Origin of the sequence: Flexivirga sp. (genome assembly GCF_035551235.1) — a bacterium.
Lineage (GTDB): Bacteria > Actinomycetota > Actinomycetes > Actinomycetales > Dermatophilaceae > Flexivirga.
In genome coordinates, this window is record NZ_DASZNO010000028.1 from 54,315 (window position 1) to 76,081 (window position 21,767).

Consider the following 21,767-nt stretch of genomic DNA (forward strand, 5'->3'; position numbering starts at 1 on the left):
ATGGAGCGGCGGATCTTCGGCATCGAGAACGAATACGGCGTCACCTGCACGTTCGACGGGCAGCGCCGGCTGACGCCTGACGAGGTCGCGCGCTACCTGTTCCGCAAGGTCGTCTCGTGGGGCCGCTCGTCCAACGTCTTCCTCGGCAACGGTTCGCGGCTCTACCTGGATGTCGGCAGCCACCCCGAATACGCCACCCCCGAGTGCGACGACGTACGGGAAGCGGTCATCCACGACAAGGCGGGTGAGCGGATCATCGAGGGCCTGGTCGAGGAGGCACAGGCCCGCCTCGCCGACGAGGGCGTCGACGGCAAGATCTTCGTCTTCAAGAACAACACCGACTCCGCCGGCAACTCCTACGGCTGCCACGAGAACTACCTGATCGGACGCGCGGGGGAGTTCCAGCAGATCTCCGACATCCTGATCCCGTTCCTGGTCAGCCGGCAGATCACCTGCGGCGCGGGGAAGATCGCCATGCTGGGTCACAAGCCGACCTTCTGCGTGAGCCAGCGCGCCGACCACATCTGGGAGGGCGTCAGCAGCGCCACCACGCGGTCGCGGCCGATCATCAACACGCGCGACGAGCCGCACGCCGACGCGGAGCGCTTCCGCCGGCTGCACGTCATCGTCGGCGACAGCAACATGAGCGAGACCACGACGATGCTCAAGCTCGGCTCGGCGCACCTGGTGCTGCGGATGATCGAGGACGGCGTCTCGATGCGCGACCTCACCCTGGAGAACCCGATCCGTGCCATCCGCGAGATCAGCCACGACGTCACCGGGCAGGCGCTGGTGCGCCTGGCCAACGGCCGCGAGTTGTCCGCTCTGCAGATGCAGGCCGAATACTTCGAGCGGGCGAGGTCGTATGTCGACAGCCGCAACCTCACCGACGACCTGACCAAGCGGATCATGGATCTCTGGGAGCGCACCCTCACCGCGATCGACACCGGCAACCTCGGTCTGGTCGACACCGAGATCGACTGGGTGATCAAGCACAAACTGCTCGACCAGTATTCTGCGAAACACGGTCTGGCACTTGACGATCCGCGCATGCTGCAACTCGACCTGACGTACCACGACATCAATCGCGAGCGCGGCTTGTTCTACCTGCTGCAGCGGCGCGGGAAGGTCGCGCGGGTGTGCTCGGACGTCGAGGTGTTCGAGGCCAAGACCTATCCGCCGCAGACGACGCGAGCCAAGCTGCGCGGCGATTTCATCCGTGCCGCGCAGGCGGCCCGGCGTGACTTCACCGTCGACTGGGTGCACCTGAAGCTCAACGATCAGGCGCAGCGCACCGTGCTCGTCAAGGACCCGTTCACCGCCGGCGATCAGCGCGTGGACCGGTTGATCGAGGGGATGTAGGGACCCCGCGGCACCCCGCCTCATACCCCGGCCACAGGGGGCTTCGTTAGGGTGGCGCACGGTCAACACATCCCACACACTCCCAACGCATTCATGAGGTTCTTCGACGTGCGCCGTATCCCGATCCGCCTGCTTGCCGCCGGCACCCTGCCCGTCCTGTTGCTCGCCGGTTGCGGCAGCAGCTCCTCCAACGGCAGCGGTTCGTCGTCGAAGGCGGGTTCCTCGTCGAAGGCCGCGACCGCGAGCAAGTCGACGTCACAGCCGCCATACACCGTGGCCGCGAAGGACGTCTCACCGATCAGCGACGTGAAGGTCAAGACCACCAAGGGCAAGAGCCCGGAGATCACGCTCGGCAAGAAGCCGTTCCAGGTCAACAAGACGACCGTGTCCGTGAAGTCCGAGGGCACCGGCCCGGCGGTCAAGGACACCGACCTGGCCGATGTCAGCTACGTCGCCGTCGACGGACGCACCGGCAAGACCCTCGCCGACACGTTCGCCAACGCCGCGGGCCCGATGTATCTCAAGGACCCGTCGCAGTTCCCGGGTCTGGTCAAGGCCATCAAGGGCAAGAAGGTCGGCACCACCGAGACCATCGCGGTACCGCCGAAGGAGGCCTTCGGTGCCGAGGGCAACTCCCAGCTCGGCGTCACCCGCAAGGACTCGGTGGTCTTCTACCTGAAGATCAACGGCGCCCGCCCGAACATCGCCACCGGCAGCCCGGTCGCGCCCAAGTCGGGTATGCCGACCGTGAAGTGGAACGGCACGACGAAGCCCGCCACGATCACCATGCCGGACACTGCCGCGCCGAAGAAGCTGCAGTCCGCGAACCTGATCAACGGCAACGGCCCGAAGGTCAAGAAGGGCCAGACCCTGACCGCGCTCTACACCGGTGTCATCTGGACCAAGGGCAAGGCCGGCAAGGTCTTCGACTCGACGGGCAACACCGGCCGGTATGGCGTGCCGGCCAGCTTCCCGATCGGCGTGGGCAAGGTCATCCCGGGCTGGGACAAGGCGCTCGTCGGCAAGAAGATCGGCGACCGGGTGGAGATCGTCATCCCGCCGTCCGACGGTTACGGCACGAAGGGCAACCCGCAGGGCGGCATCAAGGGCACCGACACGCTGGTGTTCGTCGTCGACATCGTCGACGCGAACTGACCGCCCCGAACCCCACAGACGAAAGAGGAAGCAATGCCGTTCGACCCCAACACCACCAAGCCGGAGATCGACTTCCCGGGTGCCGAGCCGCCCACCGAGCTGATCAGCGAGGACATCAGCGTCGGTGACGGCGCCGAGGCGCAGGCCGGCGACCAGATCCAGGCGCACTACGTCGGTGTCGCCTGGTCCTCCGGCGAGGAGTTCGACGCGTCCTGGAACCGCGGCGCACCGCTGGACTTCCAGGTCGGCGTCGGCCAGGTCATTCCGGGCTGGGACCAGGGCATCCTCGGCATGAAGGTCGGCGGCCGGCGCAAGCTGACCATCCCGCCGCACCTGGCGTATGGCGAGCGCGGCGCCGGCGGCGCGATCGGCCCGAACGAGACGCTGATCTTCGTCGTCGACCTGGTCTCGACCAAGAAGCCCGGCGCGGGTCGGGCCTTCGGCCTATAACAACGCGGCGACCGGCTCGAGCCCGACGATCAGCTCGTCGAGCTCGGCCGCGCTGAGCACGTCGTAAGGAGCCACCGCCAACTGGTCGGTGGCTTCTTCGATGCTCTCCCGGATCCTCCGGCCGGCGTCGGTGAAGCCGCTTGCGGGATCGACGAGTCCGCGATCGCGCAGGCCGTCGATGACGGCGGCGAGTTGCTGCGGCGGCAGGTGGTGGATCCGCCCGAACCGCTCCGGCTGGATGTCGTGGGCGAGCGCGTAGAGGACGTGTGCCTCGGTGCCGCCGATTCCGTGGGCCACGAGTGCGGCGTTGTGGCCGTCACCCCGGTGCTCGCGCAGGAGCGTCGCCGCATGCCAGAGCTTGGCCACTGGTTCGTCCGGCACGTCGAGTGCCCGGAGCCCGGCATACAACGGCCGGCCCGTGGTCGGCGCGCTGACCGCCGCCCGGGTCGCGAGGTCGGCGAGCCGCGGCAGGCCGGGGGAGTCGGCGAGTTGCCCGATCTGCTGCCGCAATGCGGCCGCACTGCCTCGTTCGCGTATGGCGAGTGCCTCCTCCGGTGTGATCTTCCCCCACACCCACGGGATGTGACGCGCGACCTCACCGTCGGCGAAGTTGTAGAAGACCGCGTGGACGACCTCGGCGGGTGCGAGCCCGAGGGGGGCCGCGCGGCCGGCGAAGTAGCCGTCCCAGTAGTTGCGCATGCCGACGGCCAGGAAGTGCTCGTTGGTGATCTCGGTGAAGGTGACGCAGCCGATGGCTTCAACCAACTCGGCCATGCGGCGGACCTTGGACTGCGGGTGTGACGGTGACGGTGACATCGCGTGCCTTCTCCTCTGTTGGTGACTGCGCCCTCTGTGGCGTCGTCTCACTCTTGCGACGAACGGCGTCGCCCGGATACGACAGCCCCGATCCGATCTGTAGCGTGACGAGTATGGGTGAGCCACAGGTAACTGACGAGTTCAACGTCGGCATCAAGTCCCACGAGGACGGTGGGGGAGAGAGCACCCTCACCGTCGTCATCGCGCTGGTCGCCAACACCCTGGTGGCGATCGCGAAGACCATCGCGGCGATCATCACGGCGTCCGCGTCGCTGGTGGCGGAGGCCGCGCACTCCTGGGCGGACGCCGGGAACGAGATCTTCCTGCTGCTCGCCGACAAGCGCTCACGCAAGGTTGCGGATCCGCAGCACCCGCTGGGCTACGGCCGGGAGGCCTATGTCTGGTCGCTGTTCGCGGCGCTGGGGCTCTTCGTCGCTGGTGCCGCGGTGTCGATCTGGCACGGCATACAGGAGCTGATCCAGCCGGAGGCTGCCGGCGATTTCCTGATCGGATACATCGTCCTGGCGATCGCCTTCGTCCTGGAGAGCATCTCGTTCCTGCAGTCGGTCCGCCAGGCACGCGGTGAGGCGACGCACTACGACCGGGACCTGCTCGAGCACGTGCTGGCCACCTCGGACCCGACCCTGCGCGCGGTGTTCGCCGAGGATGCCGCGGCGCTCGTCGGCCTGGTGCTGGCGGCAGCCGGGTTGGGCCTGCACCAGATCACCGGCTCGCCGACGCCCGACTCCATCGGTTCGATCCTGGTGGGCTGTGTGCTCGGTGTCGTCGCCGTCATCCTGATCCGGCGCAACGTCGGTTTCCTGATCGGTGAGGAGGTGTCACCGGAGGTCCGTCGTGCCGCGCTGAGTGCGCTGCTCGCCCTGCCGGAGGTCGCCCGGGTGACCTACCTGCGGCTGGAGTTCGTCGGTCCGCGCCGCGTCTACCTGGTCGGTGACGTCGACCTGACCGGTGACCGTGCCGAGCACGTCGTGGCCGATCGGCTGCGGGCCCTGGAGGCGAAGGTCAGTGCGAACCCGGCCGTCGCCGGCACCGTGCTGAGCCTGTCCGCCGACGACGAGCCGTCCCTGACCATCGATGACCCGACCCCGACGGTCTGACGTGTCGTACATCCGTCCGGACATGAGATAGCGTTTCTTCCATGGCTCCTCCGTCGCCCGCCGCCAAGACCGAGCGGTTGCTCAATCTGGTGATCTGCCTGCTCTACACCCGTCAGCCGCTGGCGAAGACACGGATCCGCGACGCGGTCCCGCAGTATGGCGAGGCGGCCTCCGACGAGGCCTTCGACCGGATGTTCGAGCGTGACAAGGACGAGCTGCGCGAGCTCGGCATACCGCTGCGGATGGAGCCGCTCGACGCGTTCTTCGACGACGAGACCGGTTACCGCATCGACCGCCGCGAATACGCGCTGCCGGAGTTGCGTTTCGAGCCGGACGAGTTCGCGGTGCTCGGCCTGGCCAGCCGGACCTGGCAGCAGGCCAGCCTCGCCGGCGCGGCCGCGACAGCGCTGCGCAAGCTGGAAGCCGCCGAGGTCGAGCGTGACGTCAACTCGCTGGTCGGACTCGAGCCACGCGTCAGCACCACCGAACCGGCCTTCAACACCGTCAAGGACGCGGTGCTGCGCCGCCAGGCGATCGGCTTCACCTATCGCAAGGCGGGTGGCGACTCGTCACCTCGCCGGCTGCAGCCGTGGGGGGTCGCCAACTGGCACGGGCGTTGGTACGTCACAGGATTCGACCTCGACCGGCAGGCACCGCGCGTCTTCCGGCTGGGCCGGATCGACGGTGCGGTCAAGCGGTCCGGCAAGCCCGGAGCGTATGACGTGCCGGCCGATCACGACCCCGTCGCGATGATCGACGGCACCGAGAGCACGCCGCCGTCCGAAGCGGTCGTGCTTGTCCGGGAGGGCGCCGGCAACACCCTGCGCCGGCGGGCCAAGCGGACCGAGCAGGACGGATCCGGCACCACCTTGGTGCTCGACTTCACCGACCCGGGCGCCTTCGCGGACGAGATCGCCGGGTTCGGTCCCGCGGTCCGGGTGATGTCACCCCCGGAGCTGGTGGATCAGGTCGTATGCCGCCTGCGCGGTGCGCTCGACCGGAACGGAGACGTGTGATGGCAACCCCCGAGAGCGCGACCGCACGACTCGGCCGGTTGCTGACGATGGTGCCCTGGCTGGTCAACCGGCAGGGCATCGACATCGCGGAGGCAGCACAGGAGCTCGGCGTCACCACCGAGCAGGTGGAGGCCGACCTGGCCCTGCTGTTCGTGTGCGGCACGCCGGGCCACATGCCCGATGACCTCATCGAGGCCGAGTGGGAGCAGGGGCGGGTGTTCCTGCGCAACGCCGAAACGATCGCCCGACCGCTGCGACTCGGCCTGGACGAAGCGACCGCACTGATCGTCGGCCTGCGCACGCTGGCGGCGGTGCCCGGCCTCGACGAGCGGGACGCGGTCGACCGGGCCCTCGCGAAACTTGTTGAGGCAGCGGGTGACTCGGGCGCGGCCAGCGATCGGGTCCGCATCGCACTGGAGTCCGAGGTGCCGTCCGACACCCTGACCACGATGCGCGCGGCGGTCGCGGGGCACAAGCGCCTGCACCTGCGTTACGTCGTACCGTCTCGTGACGAGACCACCGAGCGCGACGTCGACCCGATGCGGGTGGTATCGCTCGACGGCAACTGGTACCTCGAGGGCTGGTGCCACCGGGCCACCGATGTCCGCCTCTTCCGGCTCGACCGCGTCGCGTCGGTGGAGGTCCTGGACGTCGACGGGACACCTCCCACGGAGGCACGCCCGCGCGACCTCGGATCCGGACTGTTCACCCCGGGCCCGGACGACCTGACGGCGGTCGTGGAGTTGTCGCCGGACGCCGCGTGGGTCGTCGACTACTACCCGGTCGACACCGTGCAGCGCGGAGCCGACGGTGTGCTCACCGCGACGTTCCGCACCGCCGACCTGCGCTGGCTGCGGCAGCTGATGTGGCGGCTGGGGGAGTCGGCTCGTGTCCTGGAGCCGGCATCGCTGCGTGCCGAGGTCGCCGATGGCGCGCGAGCAGCGCTGGCGGCCTACGAGTCGTGAGCTGGTGGCAATGGGTGCTGCTCTGGTTGCTGCTGGCTGTGTCCGGCACGGTCTACATCGGGTGGCGGGTATGGCGACTGTGGGCGCCGCTGAAGCGTCTGGGCGCCGAGCTGACGCTCGCCCAGGAGCAACTGGCTGCGGTCGAGGCGAAGATCGACGAACTCAACGAGCAATTGAGGAGTGTCGATGACCTTGCAGTGCTGCAGGATCCGGCAGAATTGCGACGTCACCGGTCCCAGCTGAAGGTGCAGCAACGCCAGCAGCGTGCGGCTCGCCGCAAGTCGCGACGCCCGGAGTGGGCGCATCACGTAGAGTGGTGATGACGGTGCCGAACGTCACTTGTTCGCGCACGAAAACCATCAGGAGCTAGTTATGTTTCGTGGAGCCCTAGAGCCGTGGCACCTTCTTATCCTCGTGCTCATCGTGGTCATCCTCTTCGGTTGGAAGAAGCTGCCCGATGCGGCCCGCAGCCTGGGTCGTTCGGCGCGCATTCTCAAGAGTGAGCTCGGCGACGACGACCACAAGAGTTCTGCTTCCGGTCAGACCGTGCCCGGGCAGGCGGAGCCGCAGGCCGGCAGCGCCCCCGGGGAGGCGCCGGTGCCCGGTGCGTCCGGTTACCCGCAGCAGGGTCAGCAGTCCGCTCCGCAGCAGCCTCAGCAGGGATACCAGCAGCAGGGTTACCAGCAGCCGCAGCCCGGCCAGCCGGGTTACCAGCCGCAGCCGCAGCAGCAGGGTCAGCCCCAGCAGCAGGCACCGGCGGGGTACCCACAGCAGGGCAACAACGCGGGCACCGGCAACTGATCACCGTCCCGTAGGGACCTACTGCGCAGGACGACACATCACATATGGCCCTTTTGCGGCGTAAGGACAATCCGGAAGGCCGGATGTCCCTCGGCGAACACTTCCGTGAGTTCCGTCGACGTGCCCTGATCGCGGCGATCGCCATCGTCGTCGGTGCGATCCTCGGCTGGATCGTCTACGACCAGCACCTGGTGCTGTTCGGTCATCGCTTCGGCACGCTCGTCGACTTCATCCAGCATCCGCTGGCCGAGGTGCACAAGCGCCACCCGAACGCCGGCGACCTCAACTACAGCGCCAATGGCGTGTCGGAGGCCTTCAGCCTCAAGTTGAAGGTTTCGCTCTGGTTCGGTGTCATCGTCACCAGCCCGATCTGGCTGTGGCAGCTGTGGGGGTTCCTCGCTCCGGGTCTGACCAAGAAGGAGAAGCGGGTCTCCCGTGGCTTCCTCGCGGTGTCCGTGCCGTTGTTCCTGGCCGGGTGCTGGGCGTCGACCCTCGCACTGCCGAACGCCATCGAGTTCCTGCTGGGCACCACGCCGGAAACCGACCGGAGCGCCAACTTCACCGACGCGCAGAAGTACTACACGTTCATCATCAAGTTCGTGCTGGTCTTCGGGTTGGCCTTCCTGCTGCCGGTCTTCCTGACCGGTCTGAACATGCTCCGGATCCTGCCGGGACGGATCATGCTCAAGGGCTGGCGGGTGGCCGTCATGGCGATGGCGGTGTTCTCGGCGATGATGAGCCCGTCGCCGGACGCGTGGTCGATGCTGGCGCTGATGGTGCCGATGATCGTCCTCTATTTCGCGGCCGTCGGCATCGGGTTCTTCCTGGATCACCGTCGGGCCAAGCGTGAGGACAAGGCACGATCCGAGTCGCTCGACGTCCCGGACGACGAAAAGTCCCAACTCTGACAATGCAGTCGAAGTAGCCTGCCGCCATGACGGAATCCATGGAACGCCAGGAGAATTCCGCTGCCCAGCAGGGGTTCGACTCGACGCACTTCAGCCGCTTCGCGGCCGGCTACGACTTCCCGTTCGATGAGTTCCAGCGGCTCGGGATCGAGGCCGTGCAGTCCGGCCGCAGTGTGCTGGTCGCAGCGCCGACCGGGTCGGGCAAGACGATCGTCGGCGAGTTCGCGGCATACCTGGCGCTGCACACGGGTCGCAAGACCTTCTACACCACGCCGATCAAGGCGCTGTCCAACCAGAAGTACGCCGACCTGGTGGCCCGCCATGGTGCCGAGAACGTCGGCCTGCTGACCGGCGACTCGTCGATCAACGGCGAGGCGCCGATCGTGGTGATGACCACCGAAGTGCTGCGCAACATGATCTACGCCGGCTCCGCGACGCTGGGCCGACTGGGCTTCGTGGTGATGGACGAGGTGCACTATCTCGCCGACCGGTTCCGCGGTGCCGTGTGGGAAGAAGTCATCGTCATGCTCGCGCCCTCGGTGCAGCTCATCTCACTGTCGGCGACGGTCAGCAACGCCGAGGAGTTCGGCGACTGGCTGCGCGAGGTCCGCGGCGACACGGAAGTGATCGTCGAGGAGCACCGTCCGGTGCCGCTGTGGCAGCAGATGATGGTCGGTCCGTCCCTGATGGACCTGTTCGTCGACGACGGCAAGGAGAAGCTGCGCGTCAATCCCCATCTGCTGCAACGGATCGAGCAGATGGACCGCGAACGCCGCGACCAGCGTCACGGCCGGCGGGAGGATGCCGGCGCGCCACGTGGCCGCCGCGGTCGCCCCCGCGGTGGTTCGGATCGTGGGCCCGTCCGCAGCGGTCGTCCCAGCAGGGGCCCGAGCCGTCCGCAGGTCATCGAGGCGCTCGACCATGACGGGCTCCTGCCGGCCATCACCTTCATCTTCAGCCGGGCCGGATGCGAGGGAGCCGTCGCCCAGCTGCTCGCCTGGGGCACCAAACTGATCCCGGACCGCGCCGGCCTGAAGGTGCGTCGCCTCGTCGAGGAGCGGGTCGCCGGCCTGCCCGAGGAGGACCTCGCGGTGCTGGGCTACTACGACTTCGTCGAAGGGCTCAGCCGCGGGTTCGCCGCGCACCACGCCGGCATGCTGCCCATCTTCCGGGAGATCGTCGAGGAGCTCTTCACCGACGGCACCATCAAGGCCGTTTTCGCGACCGAGACGCTGGCACTGGGCATCAACATGCCCGCACGAACCGTCGTCATCGAGCGACTGGTCAAGTACAACGGCGAGACGCACGCCGACGTCACCCCGGCCGAATACACCCAGCTCACCGGCCGCGCCGGGCGACGCGGCATCGACTACGAGGGGCACGCCGTGGTGCTGTGGGCGCCCGGTGTCGACCCGCACGACGTCGGTGGCCTGGCATCGACCCGCACCTACCCGTTGCGGTCGTCGTTCGTGCCCACATCGAACATGGCGGTCAATCTGGTCGACAAGGTCGGCCGGTGGCGGGCGGGACAGGTGCTCGAGCAGTCGTTCGCGCAGTTCCAGGCGGACCGGTCGGTCGTCGGGTCTGCGCGCGCCATACATCGCAACGAAGAGGCACTCGAGGGGTATGCCGAGGCGATGCGCTGCCACCTCGGTGATTTCGCCGAATATGCCGCACTGCGAAGGGAACTCACCGATCTGCAGAAGTCCGCGGCGAAGCAGCGATCGGCCAGCCGGCGAGCGGCGACGGCGGTCTCACTGGAGCAGTTGGAGCCCGGCGACATCGTCCGGGTGCCGGAAGGTCGCCGGGCGGGCTACGCCGTCGTCGTTCCGTCCGGGCGGGGCAAGCGCGGTGGGGACGACGCGCCGTCGATCATCAACGGCGACGGCCAGCTGCGGCGCCTCAGCGACACCGATGTCTCCGACGTGGTGGAGCCGGTCAACCGCATTCCGGTGCCACGCAACTTCCAGAGCCGGTCACCCCGCGCACGTCGCGACCTCGCCGCGTCGATGCGCACGAAGTTGCGCCTGGAGCCGCCGCCGAGCCCGGCGGAGCTACGTGCCGCGGAGCTGGCCGCACAGGAGTCGTCCACCGCGGAGATCGAGCGGGTGCAGGCCGCGTTGAAGTCCCATCCGTGCGATGACTGCCCCTACCGCGAGCAGCACGCGCGGTGGGCCGAGCGCTGGTGGAAGCTGCGTCGCGAGACCGACGGCCTGCAACGCCAGGTCGACCGGCGTACCCACTCGGTCGCGCGCACCTTCAACCGGATCTGTGACCTGCTGGCCGAGCTGGGTTACCTCGACCAGGACGGGGCCACGGTCACCGACCGGGGTCGGGTGCTGCAGCGGATCTACACCGAGAAGGACCTGCTGGCCGCCGAATGCCTCGAGCACGACGTATGGCGCAGGCTCGACGCGCCGTCCCTGGCGGCAGTGGTCTGTGCGCTGATCTACGAGGCACGACGTGAGGTGTCCGGGGAGGAAGTGCGCATGCCCGGCGAACAGGTCCGGGACGCGCTGGCGGAGATGACGACCATCACCCGCGGCCTGCAGGACTCCCAACGCCGGCTCGGGCTGACGCCGATGGGCGACCTCGACCCGGGTATGACGTGGGTGATGCACCGCTGGGCGAGCGGCGGCCGCTTGGAGACCGTGCTGCGGGACACCGAGCTGTCCGCCGGCGACTTCGTACGCCGCTGCAAGCAGGTGGTCGACCTGCTGGACCAGATCGCCGACGCGTCGCCGCACGACGGGGTGCGGCGGACCGCCCGCACGGCCATCGCCAAGGTCAGGCGCGGAGTGGTCGCAGCCGACCGACTCGACTAGCCGCATCGCCGCGTGTAACGGGTGCGGCCGACGCGCGACATGGCAGGATGCGTGCCATGGCGTTCTCGGCAAAGCACCTCGCACGTGGCGAACAGATCGACCTCGAGTTGCGCACCCACATCAAGGAGATCTTCTTCCCCCTGGTGATCGGTGTGGTGACCGTCGTCGTCGCGCTGGCCGCGTCGATCTGGTTCAGCGACAAGGGCTGGTCCGGCTGGGCCACACTCGCGCTGTGGATCGTCGCCCTGCTCATCCTGCTCGTGCTCGTGCTCGTGCCGGTGCTGCGCTGGATGACCACCATCTACGTCATCACCAACCGCCGGCTGATCACCCGCCGGGGCATCATCAGCAAGTCCGGACGTGACATCCCGCTCTACCGGATCAATGACGTGTCCTACGAAAAGACCCTGCTGGACCGCATTTTCGGCTGCGGCACGCTGATCATCAGTGACGCCAGCGAGCAGCGCGGCGTGCCGTTGCACGACGTTCCGCACGTGGAGGACGTGCAGGTCCGCCTCAACGAACTGCTCTACCACCAGGACGACGGCGGGGACGACGACGGCACCTTCCCGCCGAACGATCCTCGTAACCCGCGTCGCCAGTAGCCGGTCAGCGCCACTGAGCCATCAGGGCAACTGCAGCGCCTTGAGCAATCGCGCGACCGGGGTGGTCAGGTCGTGCTGCTCGGTCAGCTCCCGCAGCCTGCCCGGGTCAGCAATCTGCTGGGGGAGTGCGCAGCTGAATCCCGTTGGCAGCTCTATGTTCTTGACGACTTCGACCACCGCGGGCGCGGCGTCGAGGTAGGACTCGGCCGCCTCCAGGCGCTTGCGCTGCGCACCCTTCAGCAGCGGGTCGCCGTCGGCGATCGCGGCACGGAGGGTGGCCAGGTCGCCATACCGATTGATCAACGTGGCCGCGGTCTTCTCGCCGATGCCGGCCACGCCCGGCAGGCCGTCGCTCGAATCACCGCGCAGCACAGCCATATCCGCGTATGCCGCGCCGGTCGCGACCGCGTATTTGCGCTCCAGGAACGCCTGGTCGATCAGGTCGGGGTCGCGCACCCCGCCGCGTGCGGTGTAGAGCACGCGGACGCTCTGCGCGTCGTCGACCAGCTGGAAAAGATCCCGGTCGCCGGTCACCACGTCGACCTGGGCACGGCCGTGCGCGCCGACCGCCAGCGTGCCGATGACGTCATCGGCCTCGTAACCGTCGATCCCCAGGCGCGTGATGCCCACGGCAGCCAGCACGTCGACGATGACCGGCACCTGCGGGGTGAGATCCTCCGGTGACTCCTCGACACCGTCCGTGCCCTGCAGCATCCGGTGGGTCTTGTATGACGGAATCGCCGCGACACGGAACGCCGGTCGCCAGTCGTTGTCCCAGCAGGCCACCAACTCGGTCGGTGCATGGTCGGTGACCAATGTCGCGATCATGTCGATGAAGCCACGAATCGCGTTGTTGGGCATGGCATCCGGTGTGGCGCGTCGGTCGGGCACACCGTAGAAGGCTCGGAAGTAGAGACTCGCGGAGTCCAACAGCATGAGGCGAGGTTGCATCGGTACATCTTGACACGCCGATTCGTCCCTGATCGCCCTGTCCGACCGCGTTCGTTCGCCGTCCTGCGGCCGGTCGGTGTGTCAGAGCCCTACAGTTCAGGCATGGAGGAACTCGACAAGCAGATCGCGCGCCTGCTGTCGCAGGACGGCCGCCTCAGTTACACCGACCTGGGCAAGGCCACCGGCCTGTCGACGTCCGCGGTGCACCAGCGGGTGCGCCGGCTGGAGGAGCGCGGGGTGATCCGGGGCTACCGGGCCGTGGTGGACCACGAGGCCGCCGGCATACCGATGACGGCGCTGATCTCGGTCACGCCGTTCGACCCGTCAGCACCCGACGACATACCGGACCGGCTGCGGCACCTGACCGCCATCGAGTCGTGCTTCTCCGTCGCCGGGGGAGAGAACTACGTGCTCAAGGTGCGGGTGGCCAGTCCGAGCGCACTCGAGACGCTGCTCGCCGAAATCCGTTCCGCAGCAAGCGTTACGACGCGAACCACGGTGGTGCTCAGCACACCCTGGGAGGACCGCTCGCCGCTGTCCGACTGAGTCGGCGGACGCCGCCATTCAGATTCAGCGTGCGACGGCGGCGACCCGAGCGCCGGTCGCCGCCACGAGGTCGGCAGGCGTCAGTTCGATGTCGAGGCCGCGCCGTCCACCACTGACCAGGATCGTCTCGTGTGTCGTCGCGGAGGAGTCCAGCACGGTGGCAAGCCGACGTTTCTGCCCGACCGGGCTGATCCCGCCGACGAGGTACCCGGAGCTGCGTTCCGCGGCACTCGACTCGGCGAGCGTTGCCCGCTTGCAACCGAACTCGCGGGCGAGCGCCTTCAGATCCAACTGGCGATCGACCGGCACGATCGCCACTACCAGACCTTTGTCTGCGGCCCGATCCGTTTGCGCGACAAGGGTTTTGAAGACCCGCTCAGGCTCGACCCGAAGAGCCGCCGCAGCTTCCAGCCCGTAGGACCCGGCATCCCGGTCGTGCTCGAACTCGTGGGCGGTGAAGTCGATGCCGGCGCGGCGCAGGGCGAGGGTCGCGGGTGTTCCGGCGGGCTGGGAATGGCGGCGAGATGACACGCCTACATCATGTCGTGCGGCGTGTTGCGCGCGACACGCCGGTCATTCCTGAAGAAATTCTGAGTATGGGGACCGCTCTGACCTGCGCAAACGCGCGTTTATGCAGGTCAGAGGGCTGTTGACACTGACTGACGTCCCGGTAAATTCTTCCTCAACGTTCGGGGCACGCCACGGCGGATCCGCGAACACAAAGGTGCCGTAGATGGGCCCCTCGTCTAGTAGAAAACGTGCACGCTGTGGGAGACCTGCGTGTATTGGTCCCAACGACGAGGGCCCGTCTGCGAGCCATCTCCCGGCGTGGCTCCGCCGCTTCCACCGTTGCTCCGAAACCTCACGTAGTCCCGGTTAGGCTTGGCCGGTGATCTCCCGCCTTGCCCTTGCTGTCGCGGGCGGGCTCTGCCTGTGGCTGTCGTTCCCGGGTCCCGCCGTGTGGCCCGCCGCGATCGTCGGTGTGGCGTTGCTTGCTTTGGCCACCAAGGGAACTCGTGCACGCGCCGGCTTCCTGCTCGGCCTGGTCGGCGGTTTCGCCTGCATGGGACCGACCCTGCATTGGGCGGGCACCTACGTCGGTGCCGTGCCATGGCTCGCGCTGTCCATCACGGAGTCGGTCTACCTCGCGTTGATGGGTATGGCGTGCTCCCTCGTGCAGTCCGCCCGTCGCTGGGAGTCGCTCCCGCACTGGCTCTCTCCCGCCGATGGGCCGCACGTACGACCGGTGGCGATCGCGTTGCTCTGGGTGCTGCAGGAGGCCGTGCGCGATTCGATGCCGTTCGGTGGTTTCCCCTGGGCGCGGCTCGCCTGGTCGACCGCGGGATCGCCGATCGCACACCTGGCGTCGATCTTCGGCGCACCCGGGCTGACCTTCGTCGTCGCACTGCTCGGTGGCTGGCTCGCCCTGACCATCGACCGGGTCCGACGAGGTATGCCGCCGGCCCGCGCCATCCTTCCTCGGCTCTGGCCGGTCGTTGCCGGCCTGGCGGTGCTCGGGGTAGCGGTCGTCTATCCCACGCCGACGAGCGGCAAGAAGATGCAGGTTCTCGCCATACAGGGGAACGTGCCGACCGCCGGCCTGGAGTTCAACGCCCAGCGTCGCGCCGTCCTGGACAACCACGTCAAGGTCACCGACGCCGCTGCGCAGAAGATCAAGGCCGGCACGATGAAGGAACCGGCCCTGGTGATCTGGCCGGAGAACTCCTCGGACATCGACCCGACCCGCAATGTCGACGCCGGCACCGAGATCGTCCGCACCGTCGACGGGATCGGGGTGCCGTTGATCGTCGGGGCCGTGCTCAGCGAGCCGGCACCGAAAACCAGCAACACCTCGTTGCTCTACCTGCCGGACAAGGGCATTGCCGCTCGCTACGTCAAGCAGCACCCGGTGCCGTTCGCCGAATACATGCCCTACCGCTCCTTCTTCCGACACTTCTCGTCGGCCGTCGACCTCGCGGGCAACTTCGCCGCCGGGCACAAGACGGGGCTCTTCCGGGTCCCGACCAGAACCAATGGTGTGGTGAAGGTCGCACCGGTGATCTGCTTCGAGGTCGCCTACGACTCGCTGACCCGCAAGCCGGTGCAGGACGGCGCGCAGATCCTGACCGTGCAGACCAACAACGCGACCTTCGGCCACACCGCGGAGTCCGAGCAGCAGCTGGCGATCTCCCAGGTCCGCGCCATCGAGCTGGGCCGGTCGATCGTGCACATCTCGACGGTCGGCGTCAGCGGTCTGATCACCCCGGACGGCGTGGTGCACGACAAGACCAGCCTGTTCACCCCGAAGGCGATCGACGGCGCACTGCCACTGCGCTCGGCGGAGACCCTCGCCGTACGCCTCGGGGCCGTGCCGGAATGGCTCGGCTGCGGCATCGCCTTGCTACTGTGCGGAATCGCCCTGGCCGGCAACCGTTCGTCGCGTCGCCGCTCCCTGAGTCCCGAGGAAGTCCACCAGCTTGTCTGATCACGACACCCACCGCGCTGCTCTGTCCAAGGTCCTGGTGCTGGTGCCGACATACAACGAGCGCGACAACCTGCCGCTGATCATGCGCCGCATCCGCGCCAGCGTGCCCGACGCGGATGTGCTGGTGCTGGACGACAATTCACCGGACGGCACCGGCGCCATCGCCGATGAACTGGCGGCCGGGGACGAGCGCATCCAGGTGATGCACCGCCCCGGCAAGGAGGGCCTGGGCAAGGCCTACCTCGCGGGTTTCGCCTGGGGGTTGGAGCGGGGGTATGACGCACTGGTCGAGATCGACGCGGACGGCTCGCACCCGGCGGAGCGGCTCCCGGCCATGCTCGAGGCCGCTCGCGACGCCGACGTGATCATCGGCTCGCGCTGGATCCGCGGCGGCAAGGTCGTCAACTGGCCGTTGCACCGCAAGGCGCTCAGCGTCGGCGGCAATATCTACGTCAAGACACTGCTGGGTATGCCGGTCAACGACGCCACCGCGGGGTTCCGGGTCTACCGGGCGGACGCCCTGCGCACCATCGGCCTGGACGACGTGGATTCCTACGGCTATTGCTTCCAGGCAGACCTGACGTGGCGGGCGATCCGTGCCGGCCTGCGGGTGGTGGAGGTGCCGATCACGTTCGTCGAACGCGAGATCGGGCAGTCCAAGATGAATCCCGACATCGCGCGCGAGTCGTTGCTGAACATCAGTCGCTGGGGTTGGGAGTACCGACGCCGTCAGGTTCGTTCTATCGGTGAGCGCATCGTTCACCGAGAGAAAGACAACTGATGACCAGCACCCCGTCACCGCGCGCGCCGTTCTGGGCCCGACTGCTGTTCGCCGTCGCCCTGTGCATGCCGATCATCGAGGTGATCGTCGTCGTGCTGGTATGGCATGTCATCGGCTGGTGGACGTTGCTCGCGCTGGCGGCCTGCTTCTGCCTCGGGTTGCTCGTCATCAAGCGTGCCTCGGTCGGCGCCGCCCGCGAGATGCGCAGCGCGATGGCCGAACGCCGCCCGCCGGCCCGCGAAGTGGCCGATGCGCCCCAGTCGCTGGTGGGTGGTGTGCTGTTGCTGATCCCGGGGTTCGTGACCTCACTGCTCGGCATCATCCTGATCCTTCCCGGTATGCGCTCGATCTCGCGGCGCCTGATGCAGGTCTTCATCGGTCGCCGAGTGGGCACGGGAGGTGTGCAGGTCGTCGACTACACCGCGACTCGCACCAACGTGCGGGCGGACGACCCAGAGGTGATCGATGGGGAGATCATCGACGAGGACGGTAGACGAGACGGCACGGGACGCTGACCGGAGCGGGCGACGTCACGTCGTCATAGGCCGCCGCGGAACGCTGAGCGTCATACGAGCTGAGCGCCATACGACATGAAGAAGCCGACCGGATGTCCGGTCGGCTTCTTCGATGGGTCGGGGCTCAGGCGGAGCGCTTGCGGCGCGGCTTCTCGCCACGCGACGCGCGCAGCAGCGTCAGGCGCTCCTGCAGCAGCTCCTCCAGCTCCGGGATGGAGCGGCGCTCCAGCAGCATGTCCCAGTGGGTGCGAACCGGCTTGACCGGCTTGCGCTCCGGCTCGGGGCCGTCCTGCAGCTTGGCCTCGGCGCCGCAGGTGCCGCACTCCCAGAGGCCGGGCACGTCGGCCTCGACCGAGAACGGCAGCTCGCTCACGTGACCCTGCTCGCACACGTAGCGCACGATCTGACGCTCACTGAACGCGATGTTGTCCTCGGTCTCCAAGGACAGGGTGCTGAGGTTGGTACCTCGCAACGAACGCTCTGCCATGTCCACTCACTTCTCTCTCGTATCGGGCCATTCGAGAACCTGCCCCCCACGGGTCGGTCCGGTGTCGGCGATCTATGTCATGCAACGGTCGGTGGGTTCGGGATGTTCCCGAACAGTCAGTGCCCGGGAGGCCCGGTCGTCCCGGGCCCCAAAACAGCGATCCACACAAGCACTGACGCCGTAGCCTCGCAAAAGGTTGCCGATAATACGTCTTCGGCGGCGCCAGTATGCCGTAAACGCCCAGAAAAGTCGCATCGGTGGACAGATTGACGTGATGCACATCACATTGCTGGACACATCCACACCTGCGAACCGGCGTCCGGTGCGGCGCTCACACGACGTGGGGTGGGGTGTTGCCGGCCTCGATGATGCCCTCACGAACCCGCACCCCGCGCAACAGAACGGCGCCGACGCCGAAGAAGATGATCAGCGCGACGATCGAGTATCGGTAGTCGCGGAACCACTGGAAGACCAGCCCGAAGACCAGCGTGCCGAGCCAACTGGTGCCGCGTTCCATGGCCTGGTAGAGGCTGAAGAACTCCGATTCCCGACCGGTCGGTATGAGACCGCTGTAGAGCGACCTGGACAGCGACTGGCTGCCGCCGAGCACCAGTCCGATGGCGCATGCCACCAGCAACCAGAGCACGAGGTTCTTCTCCGGCAGCGCGCAGGCCGCACAGACGACGGCGGTCCAGATGAACAGGCTGGAGTAGATCATCCGGTGTGCACCGTGCCGAGCGGCCAGCCGCGCGAACGCCAGTGCTCCGAAGAACGCGACGAACTGCACGAGCAGGATCGTCACGACCAGCTCGCTCTCGCTGAACTTCAGTTGCTTGCTGCCGTAGAGGCTGGCTGCCGCGATCACGGTCTGCATGCCGTCGTTGTAGAAGAGGTAGGCCAGCAGGAAGCGCTTGGTCTGCGGGTAGTGGGCCAGGGCCGCGAACGTGGTGCGCAACTGCCGGAAACCACCCATCCGGTCACGCGGCGGCGGCCGGTCCAGTTTCGCGAGGGTGCGCAGGCCGCGCAGCGGGATGATCGCGAACAGCGCCCACCAGATGCCCGCAACGAGGAACGCGGCGCGGACGGCGCCTGCCTTGTCGAGGCCGACCATGTCGTGCGCGACCAGCAGCACCAACGTCGCGGCGAGCAGGGAGCCGCCGCCGAGGTAGCCGTACGCCCAGCCACGGGCCGACACGTAGTCCCGGTCGTCGGGCGGAGTGATCCGCACCATGATCGCCGAATAGACGATCAGGGCCGCGCCGAGTCCGAGGTTGGCGACGATCGCGAGTGCTACGCCGAGCTGCCAGTTCGTGCCACCGACCAGCACCATCGCCGCAGCGGCGGTGGCGCCGACATACGTGAACGCAGCCAGGTAGCGCAGTGGGTACTTCGAGCGGTCCACGATCGCGCCGATGAAGACGAGCACAACGGCCGAGATCACGGTGGAGACCGTCAGCACGTAGGGGACCAGGGATCCGGGCGCGATGCCGATGCCCAGAATGTCGAGGTTGTTGTCGCAGGCCCGGTCCGACGACTGTCCCGGGCACGCGACCTTGTTCGCGATCGAGGTGAGGTATGGCGCGAAGAGCACCGCCGCGGTGACCACGACGTATGACGCGGCGGCCCAGTCGTACCAGTACCAACTGCGTTGGAGGCGCTTCTGCTCCGGACTGGAGGCTTGCGCGATGGGCGCGCGCAGCAGGGTCACGCGCGACACTGTGACACATCGCCGGTGCTGTTGTGTGGCGATCCGGCCGTGGGCGGCCGATCCGTTATCGAGCAGTCCGATCCATCAGAGGACGAGACCACTGTGGATCCGACGCTTCGGGTCGTAGCGCCGGCGGACCTGCGCCAGCCGGGCGAGGTTGCCGCCGAAGTACCGGTGCGCGGGCTGGCCGGTCTCGAGGTAATTGACGTAGCCGCCGGAGGAGAACTGCGCGACCTGCCGGTGAGCGCGAACGATCCAATCGTGGGCCGAGGCGTACGGCGCGTCTCCGACATACCACTGCAGTGACGCGAGGTGGTCCCGCCACGGGAACGCGGTGTCGGTGCGTTTCGGATCCGCGACCGCGCCGGTCAGCGGGTCGAGCAGGGCGCTGCCGGTGCCGCCGGCCCGAGAACGGTCCGTCACGGCGCGGACGATGGCGCTCGCGGCCGGCGTGCCGAGACTCGCCAGGACATCGGAGCCGGCGGTGAAGCGCCGCCGCGCCGAGGTCGTGCCACCACCGAGGTAGGTCGCTGCATCGAGGTAGCCGAGCCGGCGATATCTCGTGGCGGTGGGGGAGACACCGATCGCGCGGACCAGCGACGCGGCTGCTGCGCGCTCGTCGCCGGCAGTCGTGACGCCGACGATGCTCACGTGCAGCCCGCCCCGGCCGGTCGCATCGACGTGCACGCCCGCCCACCGGGAGCGGCCGGTCGCGCGGATCCAGCCGGCCCAACCGGTCAGCACGGGTACGGCGGCCGTGCCGGCGAACGTGAGCGTGAAGATGCCCTGTCCGGTGGCCGCGTGTGTGGCGAACCGCAACGCTGTGACGATGCCGATGTTGCCGCCACCGCCGCCGCGCAACGCCCAGAAGATATCGCTGTGCTGCGTGGCGGACGCTGTGACGGAGGTGCCGTCCGGCAGCACCAGTTGTGCCGCGGTGAGCCGGTCGGCGGTCAGCCCGTGAGCGCGCGACTCCACGCCCAGGCCACCGCCGAGGGTCAGGCCGGCCGCGCCGACAGTGGGACACGTCCCGGTCGGTATGCCGCGCCCGTGTGGCGCCAGGTGCGCCTTCACGTCATACAACGAGGCGCCGGAGGCGACCCGGACCGTCCGGCTCCTCGCGTCATACGCGACGGAGCGCAGTGGCCGCAGGTCGAGCACCAGGGTGCCGTTCGCGGCTGACGCGCCGACGTAGGAATGACCGCCGCCACGCGCCGTCACCTGCAGGTTGAAACGCTCGGCGAAGCGCATGGCCCTGGCGATGTCGGCCGTGCGCTCCACGACCATCACCGCGGCCGGCAGGTTGGTGTCGAAGCGGGTGTCGAAGACGAGCTTCGCCCGGTTGTATGGCGCCGAGCCCGGCAGGTCGACGGGTCCGTTCACCGTGCGGGCGAACGAAACCCATTCCTGCGTGGTCGGTTTCGCGGTGGCGGCACCCAGCGCACCGACTGCATTCGCCCGCGGGGTGCAGCTGGTGAGCGCCGCAAGTGCGCTGCTGCCGGACAGTGCGAGCACGCCCCGGCGGGTGGTTGTCGTCATACCCGATGGGACGCCGCGGCGGCGTGTTCCGTTGGGTCAGCAGCCGTCCGGGCCGCAGACCGCGCCCTCGGCGTGCTGCATCACCAGCGGGTGCTGCGCCTGCCATGCCTGCTCGAGCGCGCCGGTGAAGGTCTGCGCCGGCTGCGCCCCGGAGACACCGAACTTCGCGTCGATCACGAAGAACGGCACCCCCTGGATGCCGTAGGCGCGAGCCTGCGCGAAGTCCTGCTCGACCTCCGACCGCACCTGCGGGTCCTCGAGCGCTGCGCGGATCTCCGTCGCGTCGAGCCCGTGTTGCACGCCGATGTCGACGAGCGACGCCGGGTCGCCGATATCGACGCCGTGCTCGAAGTGAGCGGACAGCAGTGCCTCCTTGACGGCATCCGCGACGCCGTGACGTGCCGCCAGATGCAGCAGGTGATGCCCGCGCATGCTGTTGGCCACGACCAGGTTGTCGAAGTCGTAGTGCAGGCCTTCCGCGGCTGCCTGTCCGCGGACGTGCTCGATCATCTGCTCCACCTGCTCACGGGGCATACCCTTGCGATCGGAGAGGTATTCGACCTCGGTGCCATCGAAGCGCTCCGGTAGTGACGGGTCCAATTGGTAGCTGTGCCAGGTGATTTCGACGTCCTCGGCGTGCGCGAAGTCGCGGAGGCCGGCTTCGAAGCGGCGCTTGCCGATGAAGCACCACGGGCAGGCGATGTCGGACCAGATGTCAACCTTCATGTATGCCG

Annotated in this window: 22 protein-coding genes; 15 read left to right on the forward strand and 7 right to left on the reverse strand. The window is 68.0% G+C overall.

Features of this window, described 5'->3' with window-relative positions; all coding sequences use genetic code 11:
• The 3 genes from pafA (at window position 1) to VG502_RS09105 (ending at window position 2,967) form a co-directional block, all read left to right on the forward strand.
• On the forward strand, window positions 1–1,362 hold the full coding sequence (gene pafA, locus VG502_RS09095) for a Pup--protein ligase (protein ID WP_325549722.1): 1,362 nt from the start codon (window positions 1–3) through the stop codon (window positions 1,360–1,362).
• A 93-nt stretch (window positions 1,363–1,455) separates the two neighbouring features.
• Complete coding sequence (locus VG502_RS09100) at window positions 1,456–2,517, forward strand: FKBP-type peptidyl-prolyl cis-trans isomerase (protein ID WP_325549723.1); 1,062 nt, start codon at window positions 1,456–1,458, stop codon at window positions 2,515–2,517.
• 33 nt (window positions 2,518–2,550) lie between these two features.
• A complete protein-coding gene (locus VG502_RS09105) occupies window positions 2,551–2,967 on the forward strand; it encodes an FKBP-type peptidyl-prolyl cis-trans isomerase (RefSeq protein WP_325549724.1) in 417 nt (138 codons plus the stop codon).
• Here the strand turns inward: VG502_RS09105 and VG502_RS09110 are convergent.
• A complete protein-coding gene (locus VG502_RS09110) occupies window positions 2,962–3,741 on the reverse strand; it encodes a helix-turn-helix domain-containing protein (protein ID WP_325549725.1) in 780 nt (259 codons plus the stop codon). The two genes, VG502_RS09105 and VG502_RS09110, sit on opposite strands and share 6 nt — an antisense overlap.
• A 155-nt stretch (window positions 3,742–3,896) precedes the next feature.
• Between VG502_RS09110 and VG502_RS09115 the strand changes: the two genes are divergently transcribed.
• From VG502_RS09115 to VG502_RS09150, 8 genes are all read left to right on the forward strand, one after another.
• A complete protein-coding gene (locus VG502_RS09115) occupies window positions 3,897–4,901 on the forward strand; it encodes a cation diffusion facilitator family transporter (RefSeq protein ID WP_325549726.1) in 1,005 nt (334 codons plus the stop codon).
• Window positions 4,902–4,942: 41 nt separating this feature from the next.
• The gene (locus VG502_RS09120) at window positions 4,943–5,917 is read left to right on the forward strand and encodes a helix-turn-helix transcriptional regulator (protein ID WP_325549727.1); all 975 of its coding nucleotides are present in this window, start codon (window positions 4,943–4,945) and stop codon (window positions 5,915–5,917) included.
• On the forward strand, window positions 5,917–6,882 hold the full coding sequence (locus VG502_RS09125) for a helix-turn-helix transcriptional regulator (protein ID WP_325549728.1): 966 nt from the start codon (window positions 5,917–5,919) through the stop codon (window positions 6,880–6,882). The genes VG502_RS09120 and VG502_RS09125 overlap by 1 nt, the downstream gene beginning before the upstream one ends.
• Window positions 6,879–7,202: a hypothetical protein gene (locus VG502_RS09130; protein WP_325549729.1), complete on the forward strand. Its 324-nt coding sequence runs from the start codon at window positions 6,879–6,881 to the stop codon at window positions 7,200–7,202. The genes VG502_RS09125 and VG502_RS09130 overlap by 4 nt, the downstream gene beginning before the upstream one ends.
• A gap of 52 nt (window positions 7,203–7,254) precedes the next feature.
• Window positions 7,255–7,683 carry a Sec-independent protein translocase subunit TatA gene (gene tatA / locus VG502_RS09135; RefSeq protein WP_325549730.1) on the forward strand — a complete coding sequence of 143 codons (429 nt, stop codon included), beginning with the start codon at window positions 7,255–7,257 and terminating at the stop codon, window positions 7,681–7,683.
• Between the two features lie 83 nt (window positions 7,684–7,766).
• Window positions 7,767–8,591, forward strand: a complete 825-nt coding sequence (gene tatC, locus VG502_RS09140) for a twin-arginine translocase subunit TatC (RefSeq protein ID WP_325549731.1) — start codon at window positions 7,767–7,769, stop codon at window positions 8,589–8,591.
• Between the two features lie 26 nt (window positions 8,592–8,617).
• The gene (locus VG502_RS09145; RefSeq protein ID WP_325549732.1) at window positions 8,618–11,416 is read left to right on the forward strand and encodes a DEAD/DEAH box helicase; all 2,799 of its coding nucleotides are present in this window, start codon (window positions 8,618–8,620) and stop codon (window positions 11,414–11,416) included.
• Between the two features lie 56 nt (window positions 11,417–11,472).
• A complete protein-coding gene (locus tag VG502_RS09150) occupies window positions 11,473–12,021 on the forward strand; it encodes a PH domain-containing protein (RefSeq protein WP_325549733.1) in 549 nt (182 codons plus the stop codon).
• Window positions 12,022–12,042: 21 nt separating this feature from the next.
• On the opposite strand, the gene VG502_RS09155 is transcribed toward VG502_RS09150, so the two are convergent.
• Window positions 12,043–12,957, reverse strand: a complete 915-nt coding sequence (locus VG502_RS09155; protein WP_325549734.1) for a 5'-3' exonuclease — start codon at window positions 12,955–12,957, stop codon at window positions 12,043–12,045.
• Between the two features lie 117 nt (window positions 12,958–13,074).
• Here VG502_RS09155 and VG502_RS09160 point away from each other — a divergent pair, with 117 nt between their 5' ends.
• The gene (locus tag VG502_RS09160) at window positions 13,075–13,518 is read left to right on the forward strand and encodes an Lrp/AsnC family transcriptional regulator (RefSeq protein WP_325549735.1); all 444 of its coding nucleotides are present in this window, start codon (window positions 13,075–13,077) and stop codon (window positions 13,516–13,518) included.
• 24 nt (window positions 13,519–13,542) lie between these two features.
• Here the strand turns inward: VG502_RS09160 and ybaK are convergent, their stop codons facing one another.
• Complete coding sequence (gene ybaK / locus VG502_RS09165) at window positions 13,543–14,049, reverse strand: Cys-tRNA(Pro) deacylase (RefSeq protein ID WP_325549736.1); 507 nt, start codon at window positions 14,047–14,049, stop codon at window positions 13,543–13,545.
• A gap of 358 nt (window positions 14,050–14,407) precedes the next feature.
• Here ybaK and lnt point away from each other — a divergent pair, with 358 nt between their 5' ends.
• Genes lnt through VG502_RS09180 form a run of 3 tightly spaced genes read left to right on the forward strand, consistent with a single transcriptional unit; the run spans window position 14,408 to window position 17,299 of the window.
• Window positions 14,408–16,003, forward strand: coding sequence for an apolipoprotein N-acyltransferase (gene lnt / locus VG502_RS09170; RefSeq protein ID WP_325549737.1), 1,596 nt, complete (start codon window positions 14,408–14,410; stop codon window positions 16,001–16,003).
• Complete coding sequence (locus VG502_RS09175) at window positions 15,996–16,784, forward strand: polyprenol monophosphomannose synthase (protein ID WP_325549738.1); 789 nt, start codon at window positions 15,996–15,998, stop codon at window positions 16,782–16,784. The genes lnt and VG502_RS09175 overlap by 8 nt, the downstream gene beginning before the upstream one ends.
• Window positions 16,784–17,299: an FxsA family protein gene (locus tag VG502_RS09180; RefSeq protein ID WP_325549739.1), complete on the forward strand. Its 516-nt coding sequence runs from the start codon at window positions 16,784–16,786 to the stop codon at window positions 17,297–17,299. Before VG502_RS09175 ends, VG502_RS09180 begins: the two co-directional genes overlap by 1 nt.
• Before the next feature lie 124 nt (window positions 17,300–17,423).
• Here the strand turns inward: VG502_RS09180 and VG502_RS09185 are convergent, their stop codons facing one another.
• The 4 genes from VG502_RS09185 to VG502_RS09200 all read right to left on the reverse strand — a co-directional run bounded on the left by VG502_RS09185 (window position 17,424) and on the right by VG502_RS09200 (window position 21,759).
• On the reverse strand, window positions 17,424–17,786 hold the full coding sequence (locus VG502_RS09185; RefSeq protein ID WP_325549740.1) for an RNA polymerase-binding protein RbpA: 363 nt from the start codon (window positions 17,784–17,786) through the stop codon (window positions 17,424–17,426).
• A 331-nt stretch (window positions 17,787–18,117) separates the two neighbouring features.
• Window positions 18,118–19,494, reverse strand: coding sequence for an MFS transporter (locus VG502_RS09190; RefSeq protein ID WP_325549741.1), 1,377 nt, complete (start codon window positions 19,492–19,494; stop codon window positions 18,118–18,120).
• 84 nt (window positions 19,495–19,578) lie between these two features.
• Window positions 19,579–21,033, reverse strand: a complete 1,455-nt coding sequence (locus VG502_RS09195) for an FAD-binding oxidoreductase (RefSeq protein ID WP_325549742.1) — start codon at window positions 21,031–21,033, stop codon at window positions 19,579–19,581.
• Window positions 21,034–21,069: 36 nt separating this feature from the next.
• Entirely contained in the window at window positions 21,070–21,759 is a 690-nt protein-coding gene (locus VG502_RS09200) for a DsbA family oxidoreductase (protein ID WP_325549743.1), read from the reverse strand.
• Window positions 21,760–21,767 lie beyond the last annotated feature (8 nt).